The sequence below is a fragment of the Bifidobacterium miconisargentati genome (assembly GCF_019331675.1).
GTDB classification, from domain to species: domain Bacteria; phylum Actinomycetota; class Actinomycetes; order Actinomycetales; family Bifidobacteriaceae; genus Bifidobacterium; species Bifidobacterium miconisargentati.
In genome coordinates, this window is sequence record NZ_JAHBBJ010000005.1 from 150921 (window position 1) to 171493 (window position 20573).

Annotated in this window: 20 protein-coding genes and 1 tRNA gene; 9 read left to right on the forward strand and 12 right to left on the reverse strand. The window is 62.7% G+C overall.

What is annotated here, in order from left to right; genetic code table 11:
- Positions 1 to 278: 278 nt before the first annotated feature.
- Together KIH81_RS04685 and KIH81_RS04690 are read right to left on the reverse strand one after the other, a co-directional pair.
- On the reverse strand, positions 279 to 1793 hold the full coding sequence (locus tag KIH81_RS04685) for an RNA-binding domain-containing protein (RefSeq protein ID WP_214304290.1): 1515 nt from the start codon (positions 1791 to 1793) through the stop codon (positions 279 to 281).
- A 243-nt stretch (positions 1794 to 2036) separates the two neighbouring features.
- Positions 2037 to 2954, reverse strand: a complete 918-nt coding sequence (locus KIH81_RS04690; protein ID WP_214304291.1) for a LysR family transcriptional regulator — start codon at positions 2952 to 2954, stop codon at positions 2037 to 2039.
- A gap of 142 nt (positions 2955 to 3096) precedes the next feature.
- On the opposite strand from KIH81_RS04690, the gene KIH81_RS04695 reads away from it, so the two are divergent.
- Positions 3097 to 4521 (forward strand): MFS transporter, encoded by a 1425-nt coding sequence (locus tag KIH81_RS04695; RefSeq protein WP_214304292.1) that lies wholly within the window; start codon positions 3097 to 3099, stop codon positions 4519 to 4521.
- Positions 4522 to 4614: 93 nt separating this feature from the next.
- On the opposite strand, the gene KIH81_RS04700 is transcribed toward KIH81_RS04695, so the two are convergent.
- The 9 genes from KIH81_RS04700 to rpmB all read right to left on the reverse strand — a co-directional run bounded on the left by KIH81_RS04700 (position 4615) and on the right by rpmB (position 8894).
- Positions 4615 to 4782, reverse strand: a complete 168-nt coding sequence (locus tag KIH81_RS04700) for a hypothetical protein (protein WP_214304293.1) — start codon at positions 4780 to 4782, stop codon at positions 4615 to 4617.
- Between the two features lie 302 nt (positions 4783 to 5084).
- The gene (locus KIH81_RS04705; protein WP_236029277.1) at positions 5085 to 5540 is read right to left on the reverse strand and encodes a hypothetical protein; all 456 of its coding nucleotides are present in this window, start codon (positions 5538 to 5540) and stop codon (positions 5085 to 5087) included.
- Positions 5541 to 5563: 23 nt separating this feature from the next.
- A complete protein-coding gene (locus KIH81_RS04710; protein ID WP_214304294.1) occupies positions 5564 to 7261 on the reverse strand; it encodes a metal ABC transporter substrate-binding protein in 1698 nt (565 codons plus the stop codon).
- A gap of 207 nt (positions 7262 to 7468) precedes the next feature.
- Positions 7469 to 7636 carry a 50S ribosomal protein L32 gene (gene rpmF / locus KIH81_RS04715; protein ID WP_214304295.1) on the reverse strand — a complete coding sequence of 56 codons (168 nt, stop codon included), beginning with the start codon at positions 7634 to 7636 and terminating at the stop codon, positions 7469 to 7471.
- Positions 7636 to 7758: a 50S ribosomal protein L36 gene (gene rpmJ / locus KIH81_RS04720; RefSeq protein ID WP_012578244.1), complete on the reverse strand. Its 123-nt coding sequence runs from the start codon at positions 7756 to 7758 to the stop codon at positions 7636 to 7638. The genes rpmF and rpmJ overlap by 1 nt, the downstream gene beginning before the upstream one ends.
- Positions 7759 to 7796: 38 nt before the next feature.
- Complete coding sequence (locus KIH81_RS04725; RefSeq protein ID WP_163230094.1) at positions 7797 to 8054, reverse strand: type B 50S ribosomal protein L31; 258 nt, start codon at positions 8052 to 8054, stop codon at positions 7797 to 7799.
- A gap of 56 nt (positions 8055 to 8110) precedes the next feature.
- Complete coding sequence (rpsN, locus tag KIH81_RS04730; protein WP_214304296.1) at positions 8111 to 8416, reverse strand: 30S ribosomal protein S14; 306 nt, start codon at positions 8414 to 8416, stop codon at positions 8111 to 8113.
- A 13-nt stretch (positions 8417 to 8429) separates the two neighbouring features.
- Complete coding sequence (rpmG, locus tag KIH81_RS04735; protein WP_101625379.1) at positions 8430 to 8600, reverse strand: 50S ribosomal protein L33; 171 nt, start codon at positions 8598 to 8600, stop codon at positions 8430 to 8432.
- Positions 8601 to 8657: 57 nt separating this feature from the next.
- Positions 8658 to 8894 carry a 50S ribosomal protein L28 gene (rpmB, locus tag KIH81_RS04740; protein ID WP_101625378.1) on the reverse strand — a complete coding sequence of 79 codons (237 nt, stop codon included), beginning with the start codon at positions 8892 to 8894 and terminating at the stop codon, positions 8658 to 8660.
- A gap of 50 nt (positions 8895 to 8944) precedes the next feature.
- On the opposite strand from rpmB, the gene KIH81_RS04745 reads away from it, so the two are divergent.
- Positions 8945 to 9718, forward strand: a complete 774-nt coding sequence (locus tag KIH81_RS04745; protein WP_214304297.1) for a hypothetical protein — start codon at positions 8945 to 8947, stop codon at positions 9716 to 9718.
- A gap of 693 nt (positions 9719 to 10411) precedes the next feature.
- On the opposite strand, the gene KIH81_RS04750 is transcribed toward KIH81_RS04745, so the two are convergent.
- Positions 10412 to 10499 (reverse strand) — tRNA-Ser (locus KIH81_RS04750).
- A 418-nt stretch (positions 10500 to 10917) separates the two neighbouring features.
- Here KIH81_RS04750 and KIH81_RS04755 point away from each other — a divergent pair.
- From KIH81_RS04755 to KIH81_RS04790, 7 genes are all read left to right on the forward strand, one after another.
- Positions 10918 to 12744, forward strand: coding sequence for a DUF6020 family protein (locus tag KIH81_RS04755; protein ID WP_236029278.1), 1827 nt, complete (start codon positions 10918 to 10920; stop codon positions 12742 to 12744).
- Between the two features lie 248 nt (positions 12745 to 12992).
- Positions 12993 to 14759 carry an FTR1 family iron permease gene (locus KIH81_RS04765; RefSeq protein WP_338024738.1) on the forward strand — a complete coding sequence of 589 codons (1767 nt, stop codon included), beginning with the start codon at positions 12993 to 12995 and terminating at the stop codon, positions 14757 to 14759.
- A gap of 41 nt (positions 14760 to 14800) precedes the next feature.
- The gene (locus KIH81_RS04770) at positions 14801 to 15499 is read left to right on the forward strand and encodes an iron transporter (protein WP_214304300.1); all 699 of its coding nucleotides are present in this window, start codon (positions 14801 to 14803) and stop codon (positions 15497 to 15499) included.
- 93 nt (positions 15500 to 15592) lie between these two features.
- Entirely contained in the window at positions 15593 to 16870 is a 1278-nt protein-coding gene (locus KIH81_RS04775; protein WP_214304301.1) for a DUF2318 domain-containing protein, read from the forward strand.
- A 124-nt stretch (positions 16871 to 16994) separates the two neighbouring features.
- Positions 16995 to 18296, forward strand: coding sequence for an ABC transporter permease (locus KIH81_RS04780; protein WP_420829127.1), 1302 nt, complete (start codon positions 16995 to 16997; stop codon positions 18294 to 18296).
- Between the two features lie 33 nt (positions 18297 to 18329).
- A complete protein-coding gene (locus tag KIH81_RS04785) occupies positions 18330 to 19694 on the forward strand; it encodes an ABC transporter permease (protein ID WP_214304303.1) in 1365 nt (454 codons plus the stop codon).
- A 26-nt stretch (positions 19695 to 19720) separates the two neighbouring features.
- The gene (locus KIH81_RS04790; protein ID WP_109056965.1) at positions 19721 to 20518 is read left to right on the forward strand and encodes an ABC transporter ATP-binding protein; all 798 of its coding nucleotides are present in this window, start codon (positions 19721 to 19723) and stop codon (positions 20516 to 20518) included.
- The last annotated feature ends 55 nt before the right edge of the window (positions 20519 to 20573 follow it).

The window sequence follows — 20573 nt, forward strand, 5'->3', positions numbered from 1 at the left end:
TGCCTGGGAGGGTGTTGTGTATGGGCCTGGGACGATATCGATTGATTTGCGCGGGTTCGAATCCGCGCAATCGCAGACGGCGAGAGGTCTGTGCAGGCGTATAAGGCGCGGATAACGAAAAAGGGCTTTGGTAAAAACCAAAGCCCTGATGGCGGAGGATACGAGACCCCAGCCTTCAGGTCGGCTCCGCCTTACTGCCGCTTGGGTTTGCAGGATTCGCGCGCTCGCCGTACCACCTCTGTTACCACGTCCGCGGCATGTCGTGGCGGGGCCTCACGTCATTCACGGGATGGTTGCGACTGGGGGAGGATACGCCATGTGCCGCGTCTGTCCGAACCGGTGCGCTCGATGGTTCCGGATTCGCGCAGCGCATGGAAGGCTCTTCGAGCCGTAGAATACGACACTTTCAAGGCGTCCGCCGCTTCGTAGTAGGTGATTGACGGATTCATGCGAATCAGGTTGAGGAGCAGCTGTTCCCGGGAAGGCGTTTTTTCCTGTTCATTTTCCTGCTCATGAGGGTCATTTACCTGTTCATTTTCCTGCTCATGAGGGTCATTTACAGTTTCATTCGGGTCATTTACGGTCTCATTATGAGCGGTCTCACCTTCGGCGATGGTGCCTTCCACCCAGCGTACGGGGACGAACGCCTCGAACACGTCGCCGTCGTCGAGCACGGGGTTCTTGCCGGAGTAGGGCTTTGAGTACTTGTACAGGTTGCGCATGCCGCTGCCGAGCTCGTCGGCCAGACCGATGTTGCGGAAGAACTTCGCGATGAACGGGTTCTTGGACACCGGTTTGAAGCTCGTGATGGCGAGCTGGCCCTGGAAGATGGCCTTGGAGGCGTTCTCCGTGTGGATGCCGTCGTTGAGGATGAGGAACTTGGCCGGGTATGGGCTGACGAACTCGCGGTGGATCATCAGGTTCGAGACCAGCTCGCGGATGATGATGTCGCGGGGACTGACGGTCTGGTCGCCCTCCAGCATGAACCGGTCGGGCAAATATCGTTTCGCGAATTCGGAGATCCGCGCCTGCGCCTCGATCAGGTTCGTGGCCACGATGAGCCGGTCGTCGTAGCGGTCCAGGTTCTCGCGGCGCACGATCACGTCGGTCTTGTAGGCGGGCGCGATGCGTGAGATGACCTCGTCCTTGCCGAGCAGCATCACGGCGGCGAGGTTGAAGCCCTCCTCGCCGGTGTCGTAGTTCACGCCGTACAGGTCGGCGCTGCGCATCAGCTCCATGTCGTCCATCTCGGCCCACGGGTGGCCGGGCGTCTTCAACGCGGCCAGCTTGCGCACGCGCGGCAGCAGATCGAATCTGAAGTCGGACGGTTTCAGATACCGGTATACGCGCTGTTCGCTGAAGTGGTTCTGCTTGCGGATGTGCATCTGCGCGATCTGCGTCTCGCTGGTGATGCGCCGATCCACGTCGGCCACCCGGTCGTAGATCACGTGCTTGAAGCTGACGACCGCCGGGCCGGCGGGGATCCAGACACGGATCACGAGCTTGCCGTCGTATTCGATGCGTTCGGTCTCGATGGCGGGCGCGACGTTGAATAGTTTGGGATTGCCGACCACGTTCACCAGATTGCGCTCGATGGCTGTGGCCTGCGACCGATTGACGCCTTCGACGGTGCCGTCGTCGAGCACGCCGAGGTAGATCGATCCGCCGAACCGGTTGTTGAACGAGCACACCGTCTCGAATGTGTCCGCCTCGGGCTGGACGCCGCAACGCTTGAACTCGACAGAGATGTTCTCGCCATGCTCGAGCACGGTAGCAAGTTCTGCAGCGTTCATGTCGTCTCCCCGAATCGTCCGTCAATCCAGTGTATCGCAGGGCGATTCGGCAGGATGCTGACGGATTTGGCTTCCGTCTTCCCGATTCCCACGCCAAACGTGAGGTGGTCCGGCAAAGGAGGGCCTGAAGTCCCGGAAGCGGGGAAGGTGCCCTACCTGCGCCGCCGGGCGCACCCCGGTGTCATAGCGCCGCTCTCTCCCTCGATTTTTCCCGCGACGTTGATTGCGGTGGTTCTGGCTTCGTCAGGTATGGGCGTGAATTGCCGATTGTGCCGATGAGGCGAGTTCGTCGATGCGGGTGACGAATGTGTGGATCGCGGGGCTCGGGTCGATGGGGTAGAGCAGTCCGTAGTGCATGACGACCGGTTCGGGCCAGTCCACGGCCACGTTGACGAACTGCGGGTGGATGCCGTCCCACATGGGTTTGGAGATGAGCAGATCGCCGGATTCGGCGCAGTCGTTGAACGTGTCGAGATCGTAATGGTCGATGTCGATCAGATCGATGGCGGGGTGCCGTTCCAAGATGTCCCGGGCTGTGTCGTTGGCGCCGCGGTGGCGTTTGAGGATGCGGATGCGCGTGCCTTCGAGGTCGTCCAAGGCGAGTCGGGCCCGTTTCGCCAATGCGTGGCTGCGCGGAACCGCCACGCATAATGGTTCGGAGTCGAGGGCGAGGGTGCTGCACGTGTCGTCCCAGTAGCCGGCGTCGAAGGCCGTGGAGATCATGTCGATGTCCTCGCCGAGGTGGGTGACGATGTCGTTGATGGTTTCGGAGTCGTCAGGCATCGACACCAGTTCCAGACGGATGTCCGTGTGGCGCCCCGCGTCGCGCTGCCACAGGTCGAGGATACGTCGGCCGGGACGCAGCGTAGAGACGCCGAGGCGCACGGAAGCGGAGCTCGCGGTGGTCAGCTGTCTGGTGCGGCGTAGTATCTCCTCGCATTGGCGCACGATCATCTGCGCGTCCTCGACGAATTCCCTGCCGGCCCTGGTCGGTGTGACGCCGCTGCGCGACCGGTCGAATAGCGTCAGACCGTATTCCTTCTCGAAGGTGGTGACCTGCTTGGCCACGGCCGGAGTGGAGATATGCAGCAGCCGCCCGGCCTTGGCGAAGCTGCCGGTCCGCGCCGCGGCGATCACCGCATCCAATCGTCTGTCGTACATCGCAACCCTTCCATGAACCATCGGTTCATACATCGTGAGCAATAATCATCCATAAACCGCTGTTTTACGAGTGTTTCAAAGAATACTATAGCTACTGCAACAACCAAACGGAAACATACAAGCCAATGGGATATAGGTGGGTATGACATCAATCAACGAATCCGCAACCTTCGGCCTCACATGCGAGGACGATGGAGCCGCACGCGAAACCCGACGAGTGTCGCATCGTGCGGCGCGCTACAGCGCCGGTTTGACCACGTTCGTCACGTCGCTGGCGTTCTTCCTGACCGGCATGGACACCATGATCGTCAACGTGGCCCTGCCGACCATCACCGCCGACCTCGGCGGCAACATGGCCCTGCAGCAGTGGATGATCGACGGCTACACGCTGCTGTTCGCCTCGCTGCTGCTGCTCGCCGGCAGCCTGTCCGACAAGTTCGGCGCCAAGCGCATGTTCTTCTTCGGCACGGCGTTGTTCGGCGCGGCCTCGTTGCTGAGCACGTTCGCGTGGACCATGCTGATGCTCATCGTCGGCCGGTGTCTGATGGGCGTGGCCGCGGCGCTGATTCTGCCGGCCTCGATGGCTTTGATCAACGAAGCCAACCCGGATCCGCGCCGCCGTGCGTTCGCGCTCGGTCTGTGGGGTGCCGGCTCGGCGTCCGCTTCCGCGTTCGGTCCGCTGTTCGGCGGGCTGCTCACGCCGATTCACTGGAGCCTGATCTTTGCGGTCAACGTGCCGTTCTGCCTGATCGTGCTCGCTCTCGCCCCGAAAGTCGCGCCGTCGCCCACCCGCACCATTACGTTCGACTGGCTCGGCCAGACGCTCGCGCTGATCGGCCTTGCCTCGCTGGTGGCGGGCGTCATCGAGATCGGCTCCCTGGGCGTTTCCTCGCCGATGACGATCTCGCTGCTTGCCGTCGGTGCCACCGCTCTCGTGCTGTTCGTGCTTGCACAGGCCAAGGTCAAGTATCCGATGGTGCCGTTGAGCCTGTTCCGCAATGACGGCATGCGCATCTCGCTGGTTGTGGGATTCATCATGATCTTCAACTGGTTCGGCATGGTATTCATCTCCACCTTGTTCCTGCAAGGCGAGCAGGGCATGAGCCCATTCACTGCGGGACTGGTGTTCGTTCCTTCCGCGGTGGTGATGGTGCTCACCAACGTGTTCAGCGGGCAGGTCATCAATGCGAGGGGCACCCGATTCGCCGTCTCCTTCGGTCTGATCGTCATGGCCATCGGCTTCCTTGCCGCGGTGCTAGTACCCGCGCCGATGCCCGCATGGGTGATCGCCGCGGCCCTGAGCGTCGTCGGCCTCGGCGGCGCGTTGGTCACGCCGGCCCTGTCCGGACTGGTATTGGTGAGCGTGGATCAGCGGCAGGCCGGCATCGCCAGCGCCGTGTTCAACACGTTCCGTCAGGTCGGCGGCGCGATCGGCGTGGCCGTGTTCGGCGTGGTCGCCACCTTCATACCCTCGCTGGACGGTTCCCTGCGCGTCGTGTTCGTCGCGGCCGCCGTACTGCTCGTCATTTCATTCGCCTACGCCCGTCTGCGTTGGTGCGAACGATGATTCGCACAAAGGAAGCGGCGGCGATCGGCTCTTAGGGGATGGTCGATTCTCGCATGAGGCCCCACCGACCCCAAGAGCGTCGTATCGCCCGTATTACGCGGCTTGCTCTATACCTCGTTCATCGGCTTCGCGACGGGCGAGTTCGGCGGATGCCTTGTTGCTCCACAACCCGTGCTTGCGGCTGCGAATCAGCCTCAGCAGCGATGCCGGCATCGCCGTAAGATCGACCTCGTTCGGGTAGGTCGGCAGTTCGTCGAACATGGCCTCCGCGTAGGCGGACGCGGGCGCGGGCGTCACGTCGACCGCTTCCGCGTCGCGTGTTCCGGTATCGGACCGAGGTTGAACTTCACCGGTGCGAAGACGCGCAGTCCTTCGTCGTCTTGGTCCTTGGCCACGAGGGACGCGGCTCAGGCGGTGCCGATGATGCCTCGGCCACGGATAATCGTCGGGGCCAATGCTGAATAGCGCGAGAGCCGGCCCCCAAGATACTCGGGGCATCCGGCTCTCACTTCCATTTCCCCAGCGGGGTTGGCTTACTTTGAAGTATACACGGCCTGACAGTGTCAGTCACCGTCGATGAGCACGGTTCGCACACAGCTGAGGAAGCCGTCGTACCTCTCCGTGCCGGTTCGGGCATCGCCATAGGCTCCCAGCAGCTGATCGGGAAGCCACAGCCTCGCGTCGGTTTCGCCCGCTTGGAGTTCGACGCGAATCGCGCTGATGAACCCTCGGCTGCGCAGGCCGTCGATGAATCGGATGTCGTTTCTGTCCTGCGAGGCTTCACGACGTTCGAGTACGAGTGTGTCCACGCCGTATTCTGTTTCCAGCAGGGGGAGAAGGTGCTCCAAGCATTTGCGTCGGGCTCGTTCGGCGGTATTCCAATGGTCCATGGGCACGGCGGCCACGATGACGTGATCAAGATGCATGGCGTCGATTGCGTCGATGACTTTACCGCGCAATGAAGGTCGCATATCTCGCCAATGCAGTTTCTTCGCGCCTTTGGGCTTGAGCGAGGTCAACCTTTGCCGGGTCAGGGAAGGAATCAGTGAGCCAGCATCTCGGTGGCTACTTCCTCCTTGCTCATGGACGCCGGGTAATACGTGGGCCAGTTGTCCATTTCCTTCAAGGTCTCTTCTTGGGAATCATTGCCCATGAAGATGTGGAAGTGCGCGGCCTTGGTTGGCGCGATGCCGTGATCCGAGAACTGCACGATCTTCGGTGCACCTTCGGGCGCGTCGCCGGTGGCGGTGAACAGATAGCGCACGCCGCGATTGCCCTTGGCGTAGTCGAGGATTTTGAAGCCGCTGTACTCATAGGTGGCGGTGGCCGTCTTGCCGCCTCGGGTGAAGCTCATCTGATCGCCCTTGATGGCGATCCTCTCCACATCGGTCTTATAGCCGGCGTCGTAGTACTTCGTGTATTCGGCTGCGGTCATGTCGCCCTTCTTGGCCTTGGCCTCCATCACCTTGTCGAGTGTGCCGTCTTGGAGCAGCGGGTAGACGGACTGCCACTCGCCCTCGTAGTCGGACAGGCTGCGGTCCTTGACGTCCTGGGTCAGGAAGTAACCGTTGGTGGTGTCGGTGGCCAGAGCCTGGTTGGCGATCAGCGTGAGCCAGCCAAGCAGCGTCTTCTGGTTCTCCGGCAGCTGTTCGGTTACGGAGATGATCGTCTTGTTGCTGGATTGCGCGGCCTCGTTGAGTTTCTTGGCGAAGCCGTTCATTTCCTGCGGATTGACGACGAGCAGGTCCACGTCATTGCCGGAGACGATGCCCATGGCGTTCTTGAGGTCCGCCGCGGAGGGCTCGGCTTCGCTGTTCATCGCGTTCGTGTAAGTTGCGGGAGTCTTGTCGATTGCACCGATGTATTCCAGCAGATAGCTGATGATGGATTCGGTGGCCACATAGCGGCGCTGCACGTCGGTGGAGCGGGCCTTGTTCACCAGGGTCACGAAGTCGGCGTACTCGCCATTCCACTCGTTGAAGTGACGCTGAGCGGTGGCGGCGGTGGCGGAACTCGCGCCGGCCTTGTCCGTATAGGCGGCGTTGATGGCCTCGGCGGCTTTCAGCACGGCTTCGGGGCTGAACCACAGGTGCGGGTTCGTGGAACCGTGGTGATGATGATGTCCTTCCTCGCCGTCGGCGTGGTCGTGGTCATGCTCGTGCTCCTCGGTGGCGGTGATGCCCATGAGATCGCCCACGTTCACAACGGCCTGACGCTTGGTATCAAGCTGTGCTTTCTCAGCCCAGCCGTCATAGCCTGCGCCGTTGAGCACCACGATGTCCGCCTTGGCGAGTTTGGCCAGGTCGGATGCGGTGGCCTCGTAATCGTGTGGGTCGGCGGAGGTCGAGTTGATGAGCGAAGTCACTGTGGCGCAGGAGCCGCCGAGCTGTTGGGCCAAGGATCCCCATTGGTTGACTGAGGCGACCACGGTGAAGGTGGTGTCGCAGGAGTCATTGGTGGCGTCTGCGGCTGGGCTCGTGGTGTTGCCTACGGTTGATGAAGTCGAGCCGTTTGGCTTGAGGAAGGTGAATGCGCCGAGAATCAAGACGCCTAGTACGGCGCCGATAACGAAAGCGACGACAATGCCGATGATGGTGTTGCGTTTGGAGACGGTGGTTGTGACAGCGGATGCATTGCTGCTGCGCGCGGTGCTATCGGATGCACTGCCGCCAATCGGGCTGTCGGTCTGATGGTTCTTGGAGTGGTTGGTTGAGGGCTGGCTGGTATTTGGATCAGTCATGCTCTGACTTTCTACCTAATGTTTTTCTCTCGAAAATGCGTGTGGATATATGCGGATGGTCGGTCGATATGGTAGCGGCGGTTCGCGCTCGTGAACGGCGGCATGTGGAGGAAATAGGAGAAGAACACGTGCCGTGACTATTCGGGGCGGAACCGCCGCTGTCATGTTGTTGCGAGACTTGGTGGATGTGGAATCCATCGATGGTGGTTATGGTTTCATATACCCCTTTCGTACGGCGGTGGCCAGATTCTGCGGAACCTGAGCCACTTCGCCTTCGGGCGTTCTGACCGTGGCCAACTGGGGTACTTTGGCCTTCCAATTGGCTCGGCGAGAATGCGTGTTGGCTCGGGACGTCTTGTATTTGGGCAGTGCCATCAGCCTTGCCTTGCCTTCCAGTGGGGATTCTTCTTGTTGATCACGTACAGGTGGCCGCGCCGACGGACAACATAGGAACCGTCTTTGCGAGCCAGTGAGCGGACTGATGCTTTGACTTTCATATCCGTTCCTTTCTTGTTGCGGATGGGGTGGGTTCGGACTACTTCCTGCCGTATCGGGCGTTGAACTTCTGCACCTGGCCGGCGGTGTCGAGCACCACGTTCTTGCCGGTATAGAACGGGTGGCTGTAACTGGACACCTCCACGTTGACGAGCGGGTAGGTGTTGCCGTCCTCCCAGTCGATGGTCGGCAGACTGTTGGCCTTGGAAACCAGTGTGGATTTGGTCAGGAAGTACTTGTCGGCCGAGCGGTCATAGAAGACCACGGGGCCGTATTCGGGGTGGATGCCTTCTTGCATGGTTATGGACCTTTGGTTGTGATTGATGGTTATTGGATTGCGGCCGCGCCGGTGAATCACCAGCTGGACTTCACCACGCCGGGCAGCTCGCCCTTGTGCGCCTTCTCACGCAGGTTGATGCGCGAGAGTCCAAACTTGCGGTTGTAGGCACGCGGGCGGCCGTCAATGGAATCGCGGTTGCGCAGGCGGGTGGGACTGGCGTCGCGGGGGAGTGCCTGCAGTTTGCGCATCGCCTCGGCGCGTTCTTCGGCACTCAGATGCGGGTTGACGCTGTCGCGCTTGTACTCGGCGCGGCGTTCAGCGTATTTGGCGACCATGCGTTCGCGCTGCAATTGCCGGTTGGTCTTACTGGTTTTGGCCATGTCTGGCTCCTTCTCAGCGGGTTTCCCGGAACGGCACCCGTTTGCGGACCACCGGGTCGAACTTGATGAGTTCGAGGCGATCCGGTGTGTTGCGGCGATTCTTGGTGGTGGTGTAGGTGAAGCCGGTGCCTGCGGTGGATCGCAAAGTGATGACCGGACGTACTGCGGCGGATTTGCTTGCCATGATTGGTGCTTTCTATCGGGTGTCAGGGTATGGAGTGCGGATCGCGTCTTGCGCGCGTCAGTTGAGTTCCTGATTGCGCTGAATGCGCGCGAGGGCCGCCTCGATGCCGATGCGGTCGATGGTCTTTATGCCCCGGGCGCTCACGGTAAGGGTGACGTGGCGCTGCAGGGACGGCACCCAATACCGCTTGGATTGCAGGTTCGGGGCGAACGTTCGGCGTGTTTTCCTGTGCGAGTGGGAGACGCTGTTGCCGACCCCGGCGCGCGTTCCCAGAATTTGACATGTTTTGGACATGCCTGCGACTATATCATAATGATAACCATTATCAAATCAGAAAGGCTGTCATGATTCATCCGACATTGCAATCACAGGGAAACGCGGAGGGGAGCACTCCCGTGGTGCTGCTTACTGGCGCCGATCGGCTCAGCACCGACTCGGTGGCGTTCTCGCTTGTCGACTCATGCCCGTCTGTGTGTTCGATTTCCTATGACGTGCGTCCGAATGGTGCCGTGGAGTCGGGGCTCGACATCATCCGCAACATCGTGCGTCCGCAGGCGAGCGGGGTGGCGTTCGGCGAGTCCGACTCATTCGGGCTTGAGGAGTGTTGCCTGAGCTGCACCGTCAAGCATGATCTCGAGCGGGTGCTGGAGTCGCTGTGCGGGCGGGCGGGCGTATTCCTGGTCTCGTTGCCGGTGGGTCTTGAAGCGGCGCCGATCGCGCAGTACCTGGCCGATTCCTTCCGCATCAATGAGTGGGGCGAGTCGATGTTCGTGGGTGCCATCGCCAATGCCGTGGGTCTTGACGAATTCGAGGAGCGCTTCTTTGACGACGACCGGCTGTGCCTCTACGGCATGGGCGAGGCGGATGGCGTCTATGACGAGCGATCCACCGGCGCGGTGGTTTCCCGTTTGATTCGTGAGGCCTCGTGCGTGCTCGAATTGCCGGTGGTCGGTGCCGGTTGTCTGGCTCGCCATCTGGACGCGGACGGCGAATGCAAATGCCGCGACATCATCCGGGCGATCGCCTCGGCCGATGCGCTGATCTGTGAGGATGCCCACACCGTGGGGCTTGCCGATGTGGTGAGGGAGCCGTCCGGCGTTGTTTCGCCGCTGCTGTGAAGTGACGTGTCAGGAAACGGCACTGTGCGGCAGCGCGCGATGGTGCGCAATCGATAGGCTGTTCGGATGGTGCGGCGCGGCATTGTGCCAAGGGGAGTGGACTCGCGCTATCGGGGAAGGCTCCTGGTATTCAAGGGTGCTTCGGTTCATGCCGAGGCACCCTCTGCATTACTCTGGAAGGGAGTCAGAGAACAGTAAAGAATCGCGCATAATCATAAAATCCCAAGGTTGTGCGGGAGGTGGGGCTCGATGTATTCCGGTTGACGGTGAGCAACTGCTGGACGCCGGTTGCAAGTGGTTGAATGTGGTCGTTGGCGTTCCTCAAAGTAGACCGGGGCCGGTCCGATTCCAGATAACGTCTCATCGCCCCGTACACTTCCCCGATGGGTGCATTGTAGTAGCGTTCCAGCTACGTCGTGTTCAACGCCATTGTTCTTCTCCCTCTGCCGAACAGACGATGGCCCAATTCTATTTGACAGTGACAGTGCGGATGCGGGCGCCTGGGGCGCTGTGGTGCCCCTGCGGAATAACCCAGCAAGGGGATGACCGGCTCGGTGAGTGAGTCGTGCAGAGGGAGCATGACATGGTGACGGACTACGGCGCTCCCAGAATGAGCACCCTATAACGACACCAGCGCCCGTGGGAGAGACATGAAAAAAGCCGGAACCCTTTGAAAATCAAGGCTTCCGGCGATGGCGGAGGATACGAGATTCGAACTCGTGAGGCTGTTACACCAACACGCTTTCCAAGCGTGCGCCATAGACCACTAGGCGAATCCTCCATGCTTTGCAGTGTTTGCTTGAAGCAAGCTCCGCAGGCAACTTGAATAAAGTACCACAGGATTTGGAAAAGCGCACGGGCGGAGTGTCTTCGGCGTGTCGCGCTGATCCCCGCGTAGACAGGGTCGGGCTGAAATCGGGCTTGGACGGACTGTTCGTGGTCGGGTACGCAACCAATATGAACGGGCCGCTCCGGCACCGTGAATTTTCGGTTCCCTGCCGAGCGGAATGCAATAGCGTGTCTTACGCTGTGAAACCATGCGGAATAGGGGAATCGCTTCGGCGAGCGCAGCGGAGGATACGAGATTCGAACTCATGGGGCGATTCCGTCGAATCATGCCTCGCGGCGAAAACGACGCATGTGCAATACCGGTTGATGCATCACCTTCCCGGTCATTACCTACCCAAGCATCAGCCCTTTTGCCATCCAACGTATCGGCCTTCGCGATCATCCGTGCGATATTCGTCTGGCTTACCGCCCGCCGTCCCTCCACGCTGATCTCCGCACTTAAATCACGCTTCCTCCCGTACTTCCTGACCGTCGCCATCTGCTGGCTGCCCTGGCTCATGCTCACTTGGCCCGGCTCCATGCGCGACGACACCGTGGCCCAATACCTTCAGGCCGCGGGAATCCACCATTACTACACCCAGCACCCGCTGTTCGACACCCTGACATTCGGTCTGTTCTGGCATCTCGGCGAGGCGCTCGGCGGAGGCTCCCCGCTCGTGGGTCAGGCCATATACACCTCCATGCAAGCCGCACTACTCGCGGCCGGCGCCGCCCTGTCCCTCTGCTATATCCGCAAACTCGGCGCCTCGCGATGGCTCATCGGTCTTTCCCTCACCTATCTCGCCACCAGCTATGTGGTGGTCGGTTCCGTGACCACGATGGGCAAGGATTCCCTGCACACCGTCTTTTTCCTGCCGCTGGCCGTGGTGTTCTCCGAAATCTGCCTCACACGCGGGCGGGTCCTCGAACGTCGCCCGGTCGCAATCGTGTTTGTGATGTTGCTGTTCGCCGCCATCGTTTCCAAACGCACGGCCCTCGTGATTGTACTGTGCGCCGGCTGCGGGCTGCTGGCGGTATGCCGGAAGGGAAAACCCAGATTCCGCACGTTCGCGTGCCTTGCCGTCGCGATCTTGCTCGCCCAGTCCGTATGGTCGCCGCTCGCCGCCGCAGCCACGCACTCGAACCCATCGCCCGGACGCGAGGTCTGGGGACTCGTCACCCAGCCGGTCGCCCAGGTCGCGCACGACCATCCCAACGGCCCCAACGCCATCACAGCAACTCAACGCGACCGACTGAACGCCATCATGAACCTTGACCAAGCGGCCGCGACCCTCAACCCGCACCGTACCAACGAAACGTTTGCCACCCTACGGGAGCATCCGCAGCCGACCGCGGCCCAAAAACTCGCGGCCCTCCGCACGTGGGTGGAGCTCGGTCTGGCCCATCCGGCCGACTATGTCAAGGCCTACGCCGGTCCGATTCGCGCCTGGTGGGATCCCGCGCTCAACTTCGCGTACCCCACCGACTCCGATTACCTCTTCACGCCCGGCTACTTGAGACAGTGGGCGACGTTCCTACCGGAAGGCGCGGCGAACGCAGGGACGAGGAATGAGGGCCGGGCCGACGCCGACGTACCCGCCGCCGAACGCATCGCCGCCGTCGACCGCGACCTCGCACCGTTCATGGGCACGTCCCGCCGGCCGCAATGGCAGCGCCGCATCCTGAAGTCGGTGCATCGCTGGGTGCGCAAGGACAATCCGCTGACCGCGATGGCCCTGTACGTCACTTGGATTCCGCTGGCTATAGGCCTTGCGCTGCTGGTTCAGGCCGTGACGTGGCGTGCGAAGATGGCCCATCGCGACGACGGCGGGCGGACTGGAGGTCGGGGAGACGTACGGAACGACTGCCGAAACCAGTGTGACGACAGACGTGGCAATCCCCGGACGAACATCGCAGCTGCCACGGATCACATCGCTCGCCCTGCCGCCGACACTGCCGATTCTGTTGCCGTCAAACGCACGGCCAACCCAGCCGCCAACCCCATAGCCCCCGCGCTCGCCGCGTACGGGCTGCTGTTCTTCACCGTGCTCTCGCTATACGCCTCGCCGGAGGCGCTGTTCTGGTACCCGATTCCGGTGTACTTCACGCTGCCGCTGTTCACGGCGCTGCCGTTCGTCGCCGGCCGGATGGCCGACTTGGATCCGGCGCCGGCTCCGACACGGGAGGCCCGCCCCTGACTCCACGAGGCTGCTCGCATCTGACGTGATGCTGTTGTCCGAATGATGGTCTCGTCGTGACCCGGAGCCCGCCTCGCTCGCCGTCGGTCCGTATGGTGAGACATTTTATCCTTCCAATTTCCGCGTATCGGCGTCTCCATTACCTCGCGCGAACCCAAAAATCAAGACTGTTGCCGAAGAATTTTTTTCTCTATATTGCGTAGGTGGTTTGAAAGCTTTGAACCATGCCCATGAGAGAGGAATTCAGCATGCTTCGTCGCTCGCCGCTGCGTGCGCTCGCCGCGCTGGCGTTCGTGTTCGCCATGATCTTCGCCGTCGTGATACCGTCCGCGATGATTCCGCAGCAGGCCTTCGCCGATTCCTCCGACTCCTCCTCCGATTCCTCGAGCTCCAGCGTCACCGACTACGCCACCTGGACCGATGTGGCCAAGGCGATGGACAAGCAGCTCGCCCAGGGCCTCAAGACCTACAAGGACGGCAACACCGCCGGTTCCACTTCCGAGGTCATGTCCGCGTACAACACCATCTACGTGGCCTCCAACTTCACCGCCGTGGTGCGCGACACCATCGGCTCGGACAAGCAGCTCGCCCAGCAGCAGGCGTTCCAGTCCATCCAGGACCTCACCTACGTGCCCGGCAACGAGGACCAGATGAGCCAGCAGATCACCGCGCTCTCCGCCGACCTCGACGCCACCGCCCAACAGCTCGATGCCAACACCCAGCTCGCCAAGCCGAAGGCCTACGCCGAGGCCCTGCAGGCCCAGCTCGCCAAGGAGCGCAAGGAGCTCGACGCCAAGAAAAAGAAGAACCCCGGCAAGGGCAACCGCTCCTGGACCGACGTGGCCAACGAGATGACCCCGATCCTCGACAACGCCTACAAGGCCTACGCCAAGGGCGACGGCGCGAAGGGCGCCACGCTCGTCAACAACGCCTACTACCAGTACTACGAGAAGCTCGGCTTCGAGAAGAACGTGATGAACGCCATCAGCGGTAGCCGCGTCTCGCAGGTGGAATACCAGTTCAAGATGTGCCGCAAGTCCATGAACACCGGCGCCGACCTCAAGAGCACCAAGAAGCTCATCGACGACCTCAAGGCCATGCTCGTCAAGGACGCCGGCATCCTCGACGGCGGTGCGGCCGACAAGGAAGGCGGCTTCACCAAGCTCATCACCAGCGCGGTCGGCCAGGCGTTCCTCATCCTCATCCGCGAGGGTCTTGAGGCGCTGCTCGTGGTCGCCGCCGTGGTGGCCTACCTCGTCAAGTCCGGTAATAAGCGCTTCACCAAGTGGATCTACCTCGGCGTGCTCGCGGGCCTCGCGGGTGCTGGCCTGGTGGCCGTGATCTTCGTGCTCGCGTTCGGTGGCTCCGGCCCGATCCAGGAGATCATGGAGGGCGTCTGCGCGCTCGTGGCCATGGGCATGCTGCTGTGGACCAGCAACTGGATGCTCAACAAGTCCTCGGTGGAGGCCTGGAACCGGTACATCCGCACCAAGACCGAGGCGGCCGTCAAGTCCGTCTCCGCGCAGGTCGCGTCCGGCGAGCATGTGGCGTTCGGCACCGTGGTCTCGCTGGCCATGCTGAGCTTCCTCGCCGTGTTCCGTGAAGGTGCCGAAACCGTGATCTTCTACCAGTCGATCTACACGATGAGCCAGGACACCCACGGCATGTGGGTCGGCGGCATCGCCGCGGCCGTGGTGCTCGTGTTCATTTTCCTGATCATCCGATTCACGTCGGTGAAGATCCCGATCGGCCCGTTCTTCCTCGTCACGTCGATCCTGATGTCCGTGCTCGTGGTCGTCTTCGCCGGCGGCGGCGTGCACTCGCTCATCGAGGGCGACGCCCTACCCGCCAACTACATCCAGGGCCTGCCCACCAACGACTGGCTCGGCTTCTACCCGTACGTCGAGTGCATCGTGGCCCAGGTCATCGCGGCCATCGCCGTGATCGCCCTGTTCGTGGTCGGCTTCATCAAGCAGCGCAGGCTCAAGGCCCAGGCCGCTGCCGAAACCCACTGATTTTTCCCAAAATTTCATCCAAATACAAAAGGAAGAGAACCATGATGAAGAACAAGAAGATCGCAGCGCTGCTCGGCCTGCTGCTCGCCGGCTCCATGACCCTGTCCATGGCCGCCTGCGGTTCCACTAACAACGCTTCCGACACCAAGTCGGACACCTCCTCCTCCCAGTCGGACACCAAGTCCGATTCCTCCGACTCCAGCGACACCGCCTCCGATGCCGGCGCCGGCTTCGAGGAGGTCCCGGTGGGCCCGTCCGGCACCGCCGAGGAGCAGGATCAGGAGGCCGGCCCGCTGACCGTGGGCGCCGTCTACTTCCAGCCGATCGATATGGAGCCGTCCTCCATGGGCCTCAAGGCCGCCGACGCCTCCTTCCACCTCGAGGCCGACATCCACGGCAACGAGAAGGCCACCGAGCTGGGCTACGGCAAGGGCGACTTCATCCCTGACCTGACCGTGAACTACACCATCATCGACAAGTCCACCGGCAAGGAAGTCGAGGGCGGCACCGCCACCTCCGGTACCTTCATGCAGATGAACGCCTCCGACGGCCCGCACTACGGCGCCAACGTCAAGCTCGACAAGGCTGGCACCTACCAGCTCAAGCTCTCCATCGAGTCCCCGGCCAAGAAGGGCTGGATGCTCCACGTCGACCCGGAGACCGGCGTCAAGGGCCACTTCTGGACCGAGCCCATCGAGGTCACCTTCGACAACTGGGATTACACGCCGCGTCAATGGTGATTGAAACCATGTAGCGAATCTGCTCCCCTCGGCCTGAGGGGAGCTTTCGCTGTTTTGTGGGGTTAACTTATACGGTTCTAGGAAAGGGCGCGAATGCTCGAACAATTCGTAGCGGTGATGCCGGGGACGCTGGCCCCCGCACTGCTGGTCATGTGCCTGAGCGTGATGCTCACCGTGGGCGAGGGCCGCGACAAGCCGCTCAGCGCCCACTGGCGGCTGTGGGGCCTCGTCATTGGCCTCGTCGCCGCGGTGGCGTTCGCCGCCCTGCGCGCCACGGCCGTCATCAACCAGCGCACGTTCGTCAACTACCCGGTGCTCGTGGTGGCCGTGATCGTGGACGTGCTCGCCATCGCCGTGGTGCTGTGCGCGCGCCGCATCACGCACGATTGGGCCAAGCACGCGCTCTGGATGCACGTGGCCAACGCGGTGGCCGCCGTGCAGATCGCCCTCACCGTCTTCTACGCCCTGCCGGACGTGATCCTGCAGCTGACCATCTGGGTGGAGCCGGGCGAGACCGCCTTCACCTCCGCCATGCTGCTGCGCGCCCTCGGCTTCGTGCTCGGCGCGGCCATGTCCATCGTGGTGGCCGCCATCTTCCGCACCATGCGCACCACGGCGGTGCGCTGGGCGTTCACCGTGTCCGTGGTCGCCGTCATGGCGATCCTGCTCGTCCAGCACTTCACCGGTCTGGCCCAGATCCTGCAGGCGCGCGGCTTCCCGATGAACCACATGATGTTCGTGGCCCTCGCCTGGTCCATCAACCACAACACCGCGATGATCATGGCGCAGGCCCTGGTGTTCATGGTGCCCGCGGTGGCTTCGGTGGTGGCCGGCTTCCGCATGAAGACCCACAACGTGCCCGGCGCCAACGAGGCCACGCTGCGCCGCCACAAGGCGTTCCGCCGCCATGCCATCTCCGCGACCGTCTGGAGCCTGATCGCCATGATCGGCGTCACCGCCACGCTCACCGCGGGCGTGGCCGCCACCCACCAGACCATCACGCTGTCCGAGCCCGAGGCCTACTCGCTCCAGGACGGCGTGGCCACCATCCCGTTCAGCCAGGTCGAGGACGGCCATCTGCACCGCTTCGAGTACAAGGCCAAGGATGGCACCGTCATGCGCTTCATCATCATCAAGAAGAACGGCGGCGCGTACGGCATCGGCCTGGACGCCTGCGAGAACTGCGGCGACGCGGGCTACTACGAGAAGGACGGCAAGATCATCTGCAAGAAGTGCGAGGTCGCCATCAACCTGGCCACCATCGGCTTCAAGGGCGGGTGCAACCCGATTCCGTTCCCGTACAAGACAGGCAACGGCAAGATCACCATCCAAACCGCCGATCTGGACGCCCTGAGCGCCCACTTCCAGTGAAATCAGGCAGGAGGCAAGAATCATGTTCTTTCTGCGAATGATCGCGCGGTCGTTCACGCGCCAGTTGCGCCGGCGCCTGCTCATCGCGCTGACCGTGTGCCTGTCCGCCACGGTGAGCGTCTCGATGCTCGGCGTCGTGTTCGACGTGGGCGACAAGCTCAACGCCGAACTGTCCACGTACGGCTCGAACATCGTCGTGCAGCCCAAGTCCGACGCCGTGGTCTCCGACCTGTACAACACCGGCGGATCCGACGAGGGCACCTCGGGCGGCTCGGCATCCGCCAGCGACCCGACGTCCTTCCTCAAGGAGTCGGACGCCGCCAAGATCAAGACGATTTTCTGGGCGTTCAACATCACCAATTTTGCACCCGAACTGAACCAGCACGTCACGGCCGTCAACACCAAGCCGGTGACCGAAGGCGACGGATGGTCGGTGAGCCTCGCCGACTACCCCACGAAGAAGAACGTGCCGGTGGTCGGCACCTGGTTCAACAAAAACCTCAAACTGGCATCCGGCGAGACCACGGTGGTGGGCGTCGAAGGCATGCGCTCTTGGTGGAAGCTTGAGGGCCGCTGGCCCAAGGACGGCACCAAGGAGGCCGTCATCGGCAAGGACCTCGCCAAATCGCTCGGCGTCGACGCCGGTCAGGGCCATGAGGACGAGGCCGCCGTGCAGGTCGGCGGCACCGTTTCGCTGATGCGCGGCAACAAGTCCATCGATTTCAAGATCGTCGGCGTCTACGATTCCGGCGACGACGACAACAGCGCCATGTACGTCTCCTCCGACCAGCTGCAGGAACTGGTGGGTCTGCCCGACTCGGTGAACAAGATCGAGGTCAAGGCTCTGACCACACCGGAGAACGACCTGGCCCGCAAGGCCGCCAAGAACCCGGCCGCGCTGAGCCAGGACGAGTGGGAAGTTTGGTACTGTACCGCCTACCCGAGCTCCATCGCCTACCAGATCGAGGAGGTGATTCCGGGTGCGGTGGCCAAGCAGGTGCGTCAGGTGGCCGCGCTGCAGGGCAACGTGCTGCAGAAGACGCAGGCCGTGATGATCCTGATGACCGTGCTGAGCCTCATCGCGGCGGCCGTGGCCGTGGCGAACCTCATGGTCGCCTCGATCGGCGAGCGGTCCTCGGAACTGGCGCTGCTCAAGGCCATCGGCGCCACGGACGGCGCGGTCTCCCGCCTGATGATGGCGGAGACGGCCGCGATCTCGCTGCTCGGTGCCCTCGTCGGCGCCGGCCTGGGTTCCGGTGTGGCCCAGCTGATAGGCCATGTGGTATTCGGTTCGGGCATCACGATGCGCCCGATGGTGTTCGTGTTGGTGTTCGTGCTGCTCGCCATCACCGTGCTGCTGGCCTCCGCCTCGTCCATCCGCTCGATTCTGAGTCTCAAGCCCGCGGAGGTGCTCCATGGCCGCTGAGTTCGTCTATGAACGTGTGAAGGGAGACCGCCGATGACCAATACCGGCATGTTCTTCAGGATGCTGTTCAGTGCCGTGTTCCGCCGCCGTTCGCGCGCGGTCATGGCCGTGGTGGCCTCGCTGGTGGGCGCGGCCACGCTGTTCTGCCTGGCGATGATCTGCATCGCCGTGCCCCAGCAGATGAACGAGGAGATGCGTGCGTACGGCGCGAACCTCATCGTGACCCCCACCGAGGCCGGCGCCGACGGCAAGGCCGGCATCGACAAGGCGATGGTCGAGCACACCACCGAGATGGTGGCGGCCAAGGGCTCCGAGAAGCACGCCGCCTACCGGTACGAGAACGTGCGCGTCAACGCTGCGCCCTACGTGATGGCCGGCATCGACGTCTCCGAGGTGCGGAACCTCAACCATCACTGGGTGGTGGACGGCGCGTGGCCGTCCGAAGGCAAGGTGCTCATCGGCCGCGACGTGGCCGACGCCATGGGATTGCAGGTCGGCAGCGGCATCACCATCGGCTACCGTGCGTCCGACAACACGTCTTCCTCCACGTCCTCGGCCGGTTCCTCGGATGCCTCCGCCTCCGGTTCCACCGCTGGCGCGTCCGGCTCGGACTCGGCATCCTCTTCGGATGATGCTGCGGATTCCGCCGATTCGTCGCACTCCTCGCACTCCTCGGATTCCGCCGACGGCACCACCCAGTCCCAGACCCCCTCCGACCAGCCCACCCAGGACGGCCGCGTCTCCAGCGACATCATGGACACCTCCGGCACCGAATTCCGCGTGGCCGGCATCGTGGACACCGGCGGCAGCGAGGACTCCATCATCTACGCCACCAACGCCGACGTGGACAAGCTCACCGGCACCAGCCGCGGCGTGGACGTCATCGAGTACTCGGCCGGAGCCGAGGACCTCAACGCCCTCGTGCAAAGCATCAACGACATGACCTCGATGCACGTCAAGGCGCAGCAGGTCACCAAGATCACCTCCTCGGACACCCGCATCATCACCATGCTGCAGACCCTGTTCTGGATCGTCTCGCTGGTGGTGCTGGTCCTCACGCTCGTGGGCGTGGGCACCACGATCAGCTCGATCGTCTCCCAGCGCCGCAACGAGATCGGCCTGAGAAAGGCATTGGGCGCCAGCTCCGCCGCCATCGGCACCGAGTTCTACGTGGAATCGGCCATGTACGGCCTGATCGGCGGCCTTCTCGGCACCGCCATCGGCTATGGACTGGCCCAATGGCTGTGCGTGGCCGTGTTCGAACGGTCCATCGGCTTCAACTGGTGGCTGGGCGCCGCGTCCGTGGTGCTCGCCGCGCTGGTGGCCGTCATCGCCTCCATCCCGCCCGTGCACCGGGCCACGCGCATCGACCCCGCCGTCGTGCTGCGCGAGGAATAACGCTAACGTAAGGAAACATCATGGATATGCTGCTTGAACTCGACCATATCTCGAAGATCTACGGCGACCTGCATGCCGTGGACGACCTGAGCCTGACCGTGCCGCAGGGCGAATGGCTCGCCATCGTGGGCTCGTCCGGCTCCGGCAAGACCACGCTGATGAACATGATCGGCTGCATGGACACCCCGTCCAAGGGCTCGGTGAAGCTCGAAGGCCGCAAGCTGGAGGATCTCAACGCCGGCCAGCTGGCGGACGTGCGCAAGAACCTCATCGGCCTGGTGTTCCAGAAGTTCTACCTGGTGCCGCACCTGACGGCCGTGGAAAACGTGATGGTGGCGCAGTACTACCATTCGGTCGTGGATGAGAAGCAGGCGCTTGAGGCGCTGGAGAAGGTGGGCCTGAAGGACCGTGCCCACCACCTGCCCGGCCAGCTCTCCGGCGGCGAGCAGCAGCGCGTGTGCGTGGCCCGCGCGCTCATCAACGAGCCGAAACTGATTCTGGCCGACGAGCCGACCGGTAATCTGGACGAGAAGAACGAGAAGATCGTGCTCGACCTGTTCCGCCAGCTGCACGAGCAGGGCACCACGATCATCGTGGTCACGCACGACGCGCTGGTGGCCTCCTGCGCCGAGCGCGAGATCATGCTCAACCACGGCGTGCTCGTGGGTGAGAAGTGGAACGACGAGAAGGCCCGCGAGGCCTACGAGGCGGCCGGTGGCAAGCCGGCCTCCACCGGCGCTCAGGTCGAGGGTGCGCAGACCGGCGAGACCGCCATCGGATTCGCCGACCCCACCAAGGCCGCGAAGACGGGTGGTGAGGAATAATCCCTTTGCATCAACCGATATTGGCCCCCTATCTTTGGCTCCCCTTGTCAGGGGA

What these genes read in the sequence shown, in the direction of transcription:
- KIH81_RS04685 (WP_214304290.1), bottom strand. Translation starts at nt 1,793, where the DNA reads ATGAACGCTGCAGAACTTGCTACCGTGCTCGAGCATGGCGAGAACATC.
- KIH81_RS04690 (WP_214304291.1), bottom strand. Translation starts at nt 2,954, where the DNA reads ATGTACGACAGACGATTGGATGCGGTGATCGCCGCGGCGCGGACCGGC.
- KIH81_RS04695 (WP_214304292.1), top strand. Translation starts at nt 3,097, where the DNA reads ATGACATCAATCAACGAATCCGCAACCTTCGGCCTCACATGCGAGGAC.
- KIH81_RS04700 (WP_214304293.1), bottom strand. Translation starts at nt 4,782, where the DNA reads ATGTTCGACGAACTGCCGACCTACCCGAACGAGGTCGATCTTACGGCG.
- KIH81_RS04710 (WP_214304294.1), bottom strand. Translation starts at nt 7,261, where the DNA reads ATGACTGATCCAAATACCAGCCAGCCCTCAACCAACCACTCCAAGAAC.
- rpmF (WP_214304295.1), bottom strand. Translation starts at nt 7,636, where the DNA reads ATGGCACTGCCCAAATACAAGACGTCCCGAGCCAACACGCATTCTCGC.
- rpmJ (WP_012578244.1), bottom strand. Translation starts at nt 7,758, where the DNA reads ATGAAAGTCAAAGCATCAGTCCGCTCACTGGCTCGCAAAGACGGTTCC.
- KIH81_RS04725 (WP_163230094.1), bottom strand. Translation starts at nt 8,054, where the DNA reads ATGCAAGAAGGCATCCACCCCGAATACGGCCCCGTGGTCTTCTATGAC.
- rpsN (WP_214304296.1), bottom strand. Translation starts at nt 8,416, where the DNA reads ATGGCCAAAACCAGTAAGACCAACCGGCAATTGCAGCGCGAACGCATG.
- rpmG (WP_101625379.1), bottom strand. Translation starts at nt 8,600, where the DNA reads ATGGCAAGCAAATCCGCCGCAGTACGTCCGGTCATCACTTTGCGATCC.
- rpmB (WP_101625378.1), bottom strand. Translation starts at nt 8,894, where the DNA reads ATGTCCAAAACATGTCAAATTCTGGGAACGCGCGCCGGGGTCGGCAAC.
- KIH81_RS04745 (WP_214304297.1), top strand. Translation starts at nt 8,945, where the DNA reads ATGATTCATCCGACATTGCAATCACAGGGAAACGCGGAGGGGAGCACT.
- KIH81_RS04765 (WP_338024738.1), top strand. Translation starts at nt 12,993, where the DNA reads ATGCTTCGTCGCTCGCCGCTGCGTGCGCTCGCCGCGCTGGCGTTCGTG.
- KIH81_RS04770 (WP_214304300.1), top strand. Translation starts at nt 14,801, where the DNA reads ATGATGAAGAACAAGAAGATCGCAGCGCTGCTCGGCCTGCTGCTCGCC.
- KIH81_RS04775 (WP_214304301.1), top strand. Translation starts at nt 15,593, where the DNA reads ATGCTCGAACAATTCGTAGCGGTGATGCCGGGGACGCTGGCCCCCGCA.
- KIH81_RS04780 (WP_420829127.1), top strand. Translation starts at nt 16,995, where the DNA reads ATGCTCGGCGTCGTGTTCGACGTGGGCGACAAGCTCAACGCCGAACTG.
- KIH81_RS04785 (WP_214304303.1), top strand. Translation starts at nt 18,330, where the DNA reads ATGACCAATACCGGCATGTTCTTCAGGATGCTGTTCAGTGCCGTGTTC.
- KIH81_RS04790 (WP_109056965.1), top strand. Translation starts at nt 19,721, where the DNA reads ATGCTGCTTGAACTCGACCATATCTCGAAGATCTACGGCGACCTGCAT.